The 10,488-nt window shown below is 64.1% G+C and carries 9 protein-coding genes; 2 read left to right on the top strand and 7 right to left on the bottom strand.

Going from position 1 to position 10,488, the window contains the following annotated elements:
* Positions 1–371 precede the first annotated feature (371 nt).
* From scpC to cyoA, 6 genes are all read right to left on the bottom strand, one after another.
* Complete coding sequence (gene scpC, locus ABC969_RS14035) at positions 372–1,883, bottom strand: succinyl-CoA:acetate CoA-transferase ScpC (RefSeq protein WP_345865739.1); 1,512 nt, start codon at positions 1,881–1,883, stop codon at positions 372–374.
* Positions 1,884–2,009: 126 nt separating this feature from the next.
* The gene (gene adhP / locus ABC969_RS14030) at positions 2,010–3,032 is read right to left on the bottom strand and encodes an alcohol dehydrogenase AdhP (RefSeq protein WP_345865738.1); all 1,023 of its coding nucleotides are present in this window, start codon (positions 3,030–3,032) and stop codon (positions 2,010–2,012) included.
* Positions 3,033–3,329: 297 nt separating this feature from the next.
* Positions 3,330–3,725: a cytochrome o ubiquinol oxidase subunit IV gene (cyoD, locus tag ABC969_RS14025; protein WP_345865737.1), complete on the bottom strand. Its 396-nt coding sequence runs from the start codon at positions 3,723–3,725 to the stop codon at positions 3,330–3,332.
* Complete coding sequence (cyoC, locus tag ABC969_RS14020; protein WP_345865736.1) at positions 3,722–4,357, bottom strand: cytochrome o ubiquinol oxidase subunit III; 636 nt, start codon at positions 4,355–4,357, stop codon at positions 3,722–3,724. The genes cyoD and cyoC overlap by 4 nt, the downstream gene beginning before the upstream one ends.
* Position 4,358: 1 nt before the next feature.
* Positions 4,359–6,353: a cytochrome o ubiquinol oxidase subunit I gene (gene cyoB / locus ABC969_RS14015; protein WP_345865735.1), complete on the bottom strand. Its 1,995-nt coding sequence runs from the start codon at positions 6,351–6,353 to the stop codon at positions 4,359–4,361.
* Positions 6,354–6,374: 21 nt separating this feature from the next.
* Positions 6,375–7,469 (bottom strand): ubiquinol oxidase subunit II, encoded by a 1,095-nt coding sequence (cyoA, locus tag ABC969_RS14010; protein ID WP_345865734.1) that lies wholly within the window; start codon positions 7,467–7,469, stop codon positions 6,375–6,377.
* A gap of 216 nt (positions 7,470–7,685) precedes the next feature.
* Between cyoA and ABC969_RS14005 the strand changes: the two genes are divergently transcribed.
* Both ABC969_RS14005 and ABC969_RS14000 read left to right on the top strand, forming a co-directional pair.
* Positions 7,686–9,044, top strand: coding sequence for an MFS transporter (locus ABC969_RS14005; RefSeq protein ID WP_345865733.1), 1,359 nt, complete (start codon positions 7,686–7,688; stop codon positions 9,042–9,044).
* A gap of 12 nt (positions 9,045–9,056) precedes the next feature.
* Positions 9,057–9,689: a hypothetical protein gene (locus ABC969_RS14000; RefSeq protein WP_345865731.1), complete on the top strand. Its 633-nt coding sequence runs from the start codon at positions 9,057–9,059 to the stop codon at positions 9,687–9,689.
* 35 nt (positions 9,690–9,724) lie between these two features.
* Here ABC969_RS14000 and ABC969_RS13995 read toward each other — a convergent pair whose 3' ends face one another.
* Positions 9,725–10,435: a Crp/Fnr family transcriptional regulator gene (locus ABC969_RS13995; RefSeq protein WP_345865730.1), complete on the bottom strand. Its 711-nt coding sequence runs from the start codon at positions 10,433–10,435 to the stop codon at positions 9,725–9,727.
* Between the last annotated feature and the right edge of the window lie 53 nt (positions 10,436–10,488).

Below are 10,488 nucleotides of genomic sequence, written 5' to 3'. Positions count from 1 at the left end.
GCACTCGCGTACGGTCAAGGCCCTGCCGACCGCGGCGCGGCGCCAGCCACTCGATCCATCAATCATCGCACAGCGCACTCCGTCGCGGGCCGGCGACTTCGTCGGAAAGTGCAGCTGGCTTTGGTCTGATGTGCGACATTACGTCTACGATGCCTTTCACTGAGCCAGCGAACTATTGAACGTCCCGGTCGGTCCCTGCCATCTTTCGGCCCGATCGAGCGAGCTGATAATGCCGATGAGGAGCACCGTCATGATGGCCGAACCGCATAGAAGCAGTGGCCGCGGGATGTCGACTGCGCGTGGCGAGCCAGGCGCCATCTCCCGATGGAGCGCTGCATCACCCCACCTGCTCCCGCGTCGGGTCGCGGAGATCAGATTAGCATGGTGCCCGTATCGATAAAGCGCTGGTGCCAGCTCAACGCCTCCGCCGGTAGCGATGGTGACTGCATGCCGTATGAGCCCAGCCGGGCCCGCGCGTAATAGTCCTGGAGCATCGGTCGATAGCTCGGGTGCGCGCATTTCTCGATGATCAACGTGGCGCGCTGTTTCGGGCTGAGCCCGCGCAGATCGGCCAGCCCCTGCTCGGTGACGAGCACCTGCACATCCTGGCTGATATGATCGACATGGCTGGCCTGCGGCACGATCGCCGAAATCTTGCCGCCCTTGGCGGTCGACGGCGTCATGAAGATCGAGACATAAGCGTTGCGGGCAAAATCCCCCGAGCCGCCGATGCCGTTCTGGATGCGCGATCCCATGATGTGGGTCGAATTGACGTTGCCGTAAATATCGGCCTCGATCAGCCCGTTCATTGCCAGGCAGCCCAGCCGCCGGATCAGCTCGGGATGATTGCTGATCTCCTGCGGCCGCAGGATCATGCGGTCGCGATACGCCCCCAGATCGGCATTGAGCCGCGCCGCCGCTTCGGGGCTGAGCGAGAAGGCGGTGGCCGATGCCATCCTGAGCTTGCCGGAGTCGAGCAGGTCGAGCATCCCGTCCTGAATGACCTCGGTATAGGAGGTCATGTCGTCGAACGGGCCCGATACCAGCCCGGTCAGCACCGCATTGGCGATGTTGCCCACGCCCGACTGGAGCGGCAGCAACGAAGCCGGCAGGCGGCCGCGCGAAACCTCGTGCGCAAAGAACTCGATGAGATGCCCGGCAATGGCGTGGGCAGCGGCATCCGGCGCGGCGAAGGGCAGATTGCGATCGGGCGCCGCGGTTTCGACGATGGCGACGATCTTGGCCGGATCGACGCGGAAATAGGCCTCGCCGATGCGATCGTCGGGCCGCACCAGCGGAATCGGCACGCGGTGCGGCGGCAGCGCGGTGCCGTAATAAATGTCGTGCATACCCTCCAAAGCTGGATTCTGCCAGCTATTGACCTCGAGGATGATCTGCTCGGCACGATCGAGCCAGGTCTTGTTGTTGCCGATCGACGAGGACGGGATCAGCGATCCATCGGCGCGGATCCCCGACACCTCGATCACGGCGGTGTCGAGCGGCCCCAGAAAGCCCTGCCACGCCATCGGCGCGACCTGGCTCAGATGCATGTCGAAATATTCCATCTCGCCGCGGTTGATCTTCTCACGCGCGATCGGATCGGAATTGTACGGCAGGCGGAATTCGATGCCATCGGCCTTGGCCAGTGCGCCATCGAGTTCGGGGCCGGTCGAGGCACCGGTCCAGATGCGGACGCGGAACGGGCGGCCTGCGGCATGCTCGGCCTCGATCCGCGCGGCAAGCGCCAGCGGCACGGCTTTGGGATAGCCCGATCCGGTAAAGCCGCTCATCCCCACCGTGCTGCCCGAGGTGATCATGCTGGCGGCGGCGTCTGCACTGACGATTCGGGTCCGCAATTGGGGGCAGGCGATACGCTCGGTCATGATGTCTCCAGCGGACAGGGACGACGGGCTCGGCCCATCGTCTCAGGTGAAGGCGTCATTGCGCCAGCGCCGCCGCCCTAGCAGAGCAGCGGATGCGACATCACCCTTGAATATGCCGCGCGGGCTTCAGGGGCGCAGCACGATGCGGCCATCGACCTTGCCCTGCCGCAATCGATCGAGCACGGCGTTGACCTGATCGAGCGGCTCGACCGTCACTGTCGCGCGCACCTTGCCCTCCGCCGCGAACGCCAGCGCCTCGGCCAGATCGCGGCGCGTGCCGACGATCGACCCGCGCACGGTGATGCGCTTGAGCACCACATCGAAGATCGGGGTCGGGAATGCGCCCGGCGGCAGGCCGACCAGCGCGACGGTGCCACGCCGGCGGGCGCAGGCGATCGCCTGCGAAAAGGCGGTCGGGGATACCGCGGTGACCAGCACCCCGTGCGCGCCGCCCCCGGTCGCCGCGAGCACTTTTGCCACCACGTCCTCAATTGCGCCATTCGCCGTCACATCGGCGCCCAGGCTGCGCGCGAGTGCCAGTTTGTCCTCCGATACGTCGAGCGCGGCGACATGCAGGCCCATCGCCTTGGCATATTGGATCGCGACATGTCCCAGCCCGCCGATGCCCGAGATCACCACCCATTCGCCGGGGCGCGCCTCGGTTTCCTTCAGGCCCTTATAGGTGGTGACGCCAGCGCACAGGATCGGCGCCAGCGCGGCGAAATCGGGATTGGCGGGAAGATGCCCGACATAGGCGGCGCGCGCGATGGCATATTCGGCATAGGTGCCGTTGACGCTGTAGCCGCTGTTGTTCTGCCGTTCGCACAACGTCTCCCAGCCGCTCTGGCAATATTCGCATTGGCCGCACGCATCATGCAGCCAGGGGATCCCCACCGCATCGCCCTCTTTCAGATCCGTTACGCCGCTGCCGACCGCCGCGACATAGCCGACACCCTCATGGCCGGGGATCAGCGGCATGACCGGGGGAACCGGCCAATCGCCATCGATCGCATGGATGTCGGTGTGGCAGACGCCCGTCGCCTCGATCTTGACCAGCACCTCTCCAGCGCCGGGCGCGGGGATGGGGACATCCTCGATGCTCAGCGGTTGGCGGAATGCGCGGGCGACGGCGGCTTTCATGGTCGACATTGGTCGGCTTCCTCTGTTCCATTGGCACCGCTATCGAACCGACGCGGCGGGCTGTATTTGACGGCGTCGGTCGCCGAACGCGCCCCCGGAATGCCCCGCGAATGCTCGGCGCTTTGAAGTTTGATCCACCTACGTTGCACCAACTCCCGTCATGCTGAACTTGCATCAGCACCCTTGCGCGAACGGCGGCATCGCGTGCGCGGCTCAAGACCGCCCAGGGGGGCCTGACACAAGGTCAGGATGACGTGGGCGGCGGGTCGGTCCAGGTCGTGTGGATCATACTCGGGGCAGCGGTCGCTACATCCCGCCGGTCATGTTCCCGGCCATCGGCATCGGCATCATGTTGGCGTTGAGGTGATACATCACCCAGATCGATCCGGCGATCGTCAGCACCACGATCACCGTGGTGAACAGGAAGGCGAGCAGCGTCCAACCGCCCTCGGAGCGCGTGTCGAGATGCAGGAAGCACAGCACGTGGACGATGATCTGGATGAACCCCATGGCGAAAATCAGCGCCGCGGTGGTCTGCCCATCCTGGATCACCCCGGACATGACGAGCCAGAACGGTATGACCGTCAGGATGATCGAGAGGATCGTCCCGATGTGATAGCCGCGCCGGCTGTGGCCGGGCGTGTCGTGCCCGGGTGTGTCGTGCCCGTGGGCGGCGTCTTGCGCGGTCGAGGGATGGCTCACCGGATGGCTCCAAACAGATAGACGAAGGTGAAGACACCGATCCAGATGATGTCGAGGAAATGCCAGAACATCGACAGGCAGATCAGCCGGCGCTTCATTGGCTGGCTGAGCCCGTGCTGCCCAAGCTGCACGAGCAGCACACCGATCCACAGCAGCCCGACCGTGACGTGTGCGCCATGCGTGCCGACCAAAGTGAAGAAGGCCGAGAGGAAGGCGCTGCGCTGCGGGGTCGCGCCCTCCGCGATCAGCGTCGAGAATTCGTACAGCTCGATGCCGACGAACGCCGCGCCGAGCAGGCCGGTGACGGCGAGCCAGAAGCGCGTCGGGCCGACACGCCCGGCCTCGATATGCGGCATCGCCTGGCCAAAGGTGATCGACGAGGCCAGCAGCAGCGCAGTGTTGAGCGCGACCAGCGGCAGCTCGAAGATCTCGTGCGGCATCGGGCCGCCGGCGTAACTCGTCCTGACCACGCCGAACATCGCGAACAGCGAGGCGAAGATCAGCGCGTCGCTCATCAGGTAGATCCAGAAACCGAGCACGGTGGCGCCGTTGCCGCCATGATCGTGATCATCGTCGTCGGCCAGATGCCAGGTCGGCGCGGCGTCGCTGGGGGCGAGCGTGTGGTCGGTCATGTCAGGCTCCCTGGACCAGCGGATGGCGCTTGCTTTCGGTCAGCGCCACCTCCTCGGCCGGAATGAAATAGTCGCGCGCGAAGTTGAAGGTATGCGCCGCGGCGACGACGATCAGCCCCGCGAAGCTCAGTGCGGCGAGCCACCACATGTACCACACCATGCCGAAGCCCAGGCTGAGCGCGAGCCCGGCGAGGATCACGCCGGTGCCCGTGTTGCGCGGCATGTGGATCGGGCGATAGCCCCCTGCCGGCCGCTCGTACCCGCGGCTCTTCATGTCATACCATGCATCCAGATCGTGGATCACCGGCGTGAAGGCGAAGTTATACGCGGGCGGCGGCGAACTGGTCGACCATTCGAGCGTGCGGCCATCCCAGGGATCGCCGGTCAGGTCACGCAGCTGGTCGCGCTTCACGAAGCCCATGACGATGCTCATCACGAAACCGAGGATGCCGATCAGGATGATCACCGAGCCGATCGCGGCGATCACGAAATACGGCTGGAGGCTGGGATCGTCGAAATGGTTCACGCGGCGCGTGGTGCCCATCAGCCCGACGACGTAGATCGGTGTCCAGGCAATCCAGTAACCGATCACCCAGCCCCAGAAGGCAACCTTGCCCCAGAATTCGTCGAGCTTGAAGCCGAACGCCTTGGGGAACCAATAGACCATCCCGGCGAACAGCCCGAACACCACGCCGCCGATGATCACATTGTGAAAATGCGCCACCAGGAACAGCGAGTTGTGCAGCACGAAATCGGCGGGCGGAATCGCCAGCAGCACGCCGGTCATCCCACCGACCACGAAGGTCAGCATGAACGCCACCACCCACATCATCGGCAGTTCGAAACGGATGTCACCGCGATACATCGTGAACAGCCAGTTGAAGATCTTGGCGCCGGTCGGGATCGCGATAACCATCGTGGCGATGCCGAAGAAGCTGTTGACGCTCGGCCCCGCTCCCATGGTGAAGAAATGGTGCAGCCAGACGAGATACGACAGGATCGTGATCACCACCGTCGCATAGACCATCGACGAATAGCCGAAGAGCCGCTTACCGGTGAAGGTCGAGGTGATTTCGGAATAGATGCCGAAGGCCGGGAGGACGAGGACATAGACCTCGGGGTGGCCCCAGATCCAAACCATGTTCCAATACATCATCGGCGCGCCGCCAAGCTCGTTGGTGAAGAAATGCGTGCCGATATAGCGATCGAGCATGAGCAGGAAGAAGGCGGCGGTCAGCGCCGGGAAGATCGCGATGGCCAGAATGTTCGAGCAAAACGCCGTCCAGCAGAATACCGGCATCTTCATCATCGTCATGCCGGGCGCGCGCATCTTGATTACGGTCGCGACCATGTTGATTGCCGACAGCGTCGTACCGACCCCGGCGATCTGTAGCGCCCACAGATAGTAATCGACGCCAGTTTCGGGGCTGTAGGCGAGGCCCGCGAGCGGCGCGTAGGAGAGCCAGCCGGTGCTCGCGAACTCGCCGACGAACAGCGAGATCATCACCAGCACGGCGCCTGCCGCGGTCAGCCAGAAGCTCAGATTATTTAGGAACGGGAACGCCACGTCGCGCGCGCCGATCTGCAGCGGCATGACGAAGTTGACGATCCCGACGACCAGCGGAATGGCCACGAAGAAGATCATGATCGTGCCGTGCGCGGTGAAAATCTGATCGTAATGGTGCGCCGCGAGATAGCCCGGATTGTCCCCGAAGGCGATCGCCTGCTGCGCGCGCATCATCAACGCATCCGAAAAACCGCGCAGCAGCATGATGATGCCGAGGATGATGTACATGATGCCGATCCGCTTGTGATCGACGCTGGTGAACCATTCGCTCCACAGATAGCCCCACAGCCGGAAGTACGTCGCCGCGCCGACCAGCGCGACCCCAAGCAGCACGACGACAACGAAGGTCGTCAGCAGGATCGGTTCGTGCAGGGGAAAGGATTCCCAGGTGAGCCGTCCGAAGATCGATTTGAGAAGGTGATCGCTCATGTTTGTCCCGATGGTTGGGGATCAGACCCGCACGGTGCGGAGCGCACCGGGGGCGAGGAAGGGCTGCGTGGCGGACATGTCGCGATTGCGCGGATCGCCTTGCTTGCGTTCGCCGGGCGCACCGGGCTTGGCGGGCTTGGTCACGTTGGGGCCCGTGCCCTTGTCTTCGGGCGCCTTGAAGATGGCCGGGGTCGGCGTGTTGCCATGCAGCGGCGCGGCGCTCCGCCCCGGCATGTCCCCGCCGCTGCGCGCCATGTCGCGGCGCATCACGTCGACCATGCACGGCGTGCCGGGCGCAACGCAACGATTGAGCGCACGCTCGAACAGACCAGGCATCACCGACCCAAAATACTGTACCGGCTCCTTGATGCTGGGTTGTTCCAGCGCGATGTAACTGGCCGTCGCGAGCGCGCCGTCCTTGCTGGTCTTCACCCGCGCGACCCAGCGGTCGAAATCCGCCGGCGCCAGCCCACGCAGCTTGAAGCGCATGTCACTATGCCCGCGGCCCGTATAATTGCCTGAAAAGCCCCAGCTCTCGCCCGGCGCGTTGAGCACCGCGTTAAGCACTGACTTCATCCCCGGCATCGCGTAGATCATGCCCGCCATGGTCGGCGCGTAGAAGGTGCTGAACTGGCTCGTCGAGGTGATCGAAAAGTGCACCGGCACATCGACCGGCAGGGCCAGTTCGTTGACTGTGGCGATGCCTTGCTCGGGATAGATAAACAGCCATTTCCAGTCGAGCGCGACGACCTGCACCTCGAGCGGCTTGGTATTCGCCGCCAGCGGCCGACCCGCCGAGAGGCGTTCCAGCGGCCGGAACGGATCGAGGAGATGCGTGCTCGTCCAGGTCACCACGCTGAGCGCAATAATGATCAGCAGCGGACACGCCCAGATGACGAGCTCGAGCGTCGTCGAATGATCGAAATTGGGATCATAGACCTTGTTCGGGTTGCCGCGGCGATAGCGCCAGGCGAACAGCACCGTGAGAACCATCACCGGCACGATGATCAGCAGCATTACCCCGGTTGAAAACAAGATAAGATTGCGCTGCTGAACGGCAATATCGCCGGTCGGGTTCATGACGACCATCTCGCAGCCGCCCAGCAATATCGGCATGGCCGCGAGAGGAAGGCACAAGGCCCTGCGAATACGATGAAAAGTTGGTCTGGCCATAGTTGGCACCTAGCCCACGGATCGACTGCCGGACTTTGACCCCGGTCAAAGTTTTGCTGATTGTTGCTCGCTATATCGTGGTCGTTGGCATCGCCGATTGCTCACGGCGCGCCGCCGCAGTCGTCGCCACGAACGGCTGAGCAAATAGGACGGAACGCGATGGTAGCCACGACACTCGGCACAACTGGGGCCGCAGGGAATTCGACCCCCTTGGAGCGCGACGCGCAGCTGATCAACGCGCACGAGCATGAGATTCGACCGGGCGATATCGCGGTCGGCGTGATCATTGGGCGATCATCGGAATTTTTCGATTTCTTCGTCTATGCAATCGCCTCGGTGCTGGTCTTCCCCGCGGTCATCTTCCCCTATGTCGATGCGCTCACCGGCACGCTTTATTCCTTTGCGGTCTTCGCGCTCGCCTTTGTCGCGCGGCCGTTCGGCGCGCTGGCCTTCATGTGGATTGACCGCAAGCACGGCCGCGGCGTCAAGCTGACCGCAGCTTTGTTCCTGCTCGGCGGGTCAACCGCGGCAATCGCCTTCGTGCCCAGCCACGCCCAGGCCGGCGGCTTGGCCGTTATCCTGCTGGCGCTGTTCCGGCTGGGCCAGGGCTTTGCGCTCGGCGGCACCTGGGATGGCCTTCCTGCCCTGTTGTCGCTGAACGCTCCTGCGGCGCGGCGCGGGTGGTTCGCGATGATTCCGCAGCTCGGTGCCCCCGTCGGGTTGTTCGTCGCCGCCGCTGTCTTCGCCTATCTGTTGAGCGCGCTCAGCACGCCCGATTTCCTGGATTGGGGCTGGCGCTTCCCCTTCTTTGTCGCCTTTGTGATCAACGTGGTGGCTTTGTTCGCGCGGCTGCGGCTGATTTCGACGCCGGGATTCAAGCAGCTGTTCGAGAGCCGCGAGCTTCAACCATCGTCGCTTGCCACGTTGCTGCGCGAAGAGGGGCGGACGGTCGTGCTGGGGGCATTCGCGCCGCTAGCGAGCTTCGCTCTGTTCCACCTTGTCACAGTCTTTCCGCTATCCTGGTTCGTGCTTACCTCTGGCGAGCCACCGGTCCGCTTTCTTGTCATCGAACTGGTCGGCGCCCTGGTCTGCCTGGTCGCTGTGACACTGTCGGGCGTGATCGCCGATCGTGTCGGCCGTCGCACGTTGCTCGGCGTCTCCGCCGCGCTGATCGCCGGTTACAGCGGTTTCGCGCCACAACTTCTGGCCAAGGGCCCCGCCGGCGAATGGACCTATATGATGCTGGGCTTCGTCCTGCTCGGCCTGTCGTTCGGACAGTCGTCTGGCGCGGTCAACGGCAGCTTCTCACCCAAGCATCGCTATACCGGCTCCGGCACCACGGCCACCGCATCCTGGTTCATCGGCGCCGCGTTCGCGCCGCTCGCGGCGCTGTTGCTGGCAAGCCGGTTCGGGCTGATCTCGGTCGGCGTCTATCTCTTGTCGGGCGCGCTATGCACGCTGGCGGCCTTGGCGCTCGGCCGGGATTGGGGGCGCAAAACCCCCGTCGCAGCGGCCTGACAGGATCCGGAAATGGCCGATACGCCCGAGCATGACGGCGAATTGCCTCCACGCCATGATATCAGCCGGATCGAGGCGCATCGGCCGCTTGGCGCGACCCATGGGGTGTTGCGCGGACACGGGCCGGTGGCGGCACGGCAGAATGCCAAGGTACTGCCCTTCCCCCGTCGCCCGAAGCTGATCAGCAAATCCGCCTTGCAGGGCCTTTTGACGGATCACGCGCGGTTGCGCGATCTGTGTGACGAGTTGGAAAGCCTGGCGGATTGCCTGCCGGCTTATCCTCCGCTCGAGGACCGCCGGACGCTAGCCGACAAGATCGAGCGCGCCACCATCGCCCATGTCAAAACGACGAGCTCATTTCTTGGGCGATTCTTCTCCGGCAACGAACCGAGCGTGACGCGCAGCATCTTGTCGCGCATCCTGCTGCGCCAGATCTCGGATGCGATGCACGCCGAAGACACGGCAGACATCTTGCGGTCGCGATCGCTCACGCCTGCCGCGATCGACATGTTGAGCTACATGCTCAGATTTCTGTTCGAAGGCGGTCGTCGAGCGCTGGATTGTGAACGGCTGTTCCTGCTGTCGCTCGGCAGTACCCGCCTCACCCGCTCCGCGCTTGCCAATCTTGAAGGCGCTTTGGCCTGACGGTGCGTTGCAGCTCAACGTCAGGATGCACCCTGCTAAGCGGCACGGGCCCGCATTTCCAATGCACTTCGATCCGAGATAGTGACGGCCCGACCGCCCGGCAGACCGATCACCCCGGCCCCCTTAAGCCGAGTCATCTGGCGGCTCACCGTCTCGATCGTCAGCCCCAGAATGTCGCCGATCTGGCCACGGGTGAGCGGCAGGTCAAAAGTCAGTGGTCCATCCGGCGTCGCGCGACATCCGGTGCCCGATGCGCGCAGCGCCATTTGCAGCAGAAAGTCGGCGATCTTTTCTTCGGCTGATTTGCGCGCCAGTGACAACATGCGGCCCCGAGCATCGCTCAGCGCAGCCAGCGTCCGCTGCAGCAACAGCCGCTCCATGCGGCCATGGTCCTCGAGCACGCGCTGGAACGCGGCGCGCGGAAACACGCATAGCTCGGCATCGGTCAACGCAGTGATGGTGAAATCGGCAAGCCCGGCATAGGCCTGACCGACAAAATCGGCAGGATGGAGCAGGCCCACAATCTGTTCGCGGCCATCGGACGTCGCGGCGACGAGCTTCAGCATACCTGACAACAGATTGGCGCAAACGATGCTCTCATCCCCCGCCCAAATCACCGTCTCGCCGCGTCCGACGCTCTGGCGCCGGCCAATCGTATTGAGCGCGGCCAGCTCCGTGTCGCTCAGGCTCGCGCACAGCGCTTGGTCGCGCACCGCACAATCGCGGCAGATGTCGAGATTGGCCATGCCTTTCCCTACACTATCCGCTTAATAAAGCCGACCCCCTGCCGCACATGTCG

It is taken from the genome of Sphingomonas qilianensis (genome assembly GCF_039614825.1).
Classification (GTDB): Bacteria; Pseudomonadota; Alphaproteobacteria; order Sphingomonadales; family Sphingomonadaceae; genus Sphingomonas; species Sphingomonas qilianensis.
Note: the sequence above shows the minus strand (reverse complement) of the source record. Positions and strands in the feature narration are given on the sequence as shown.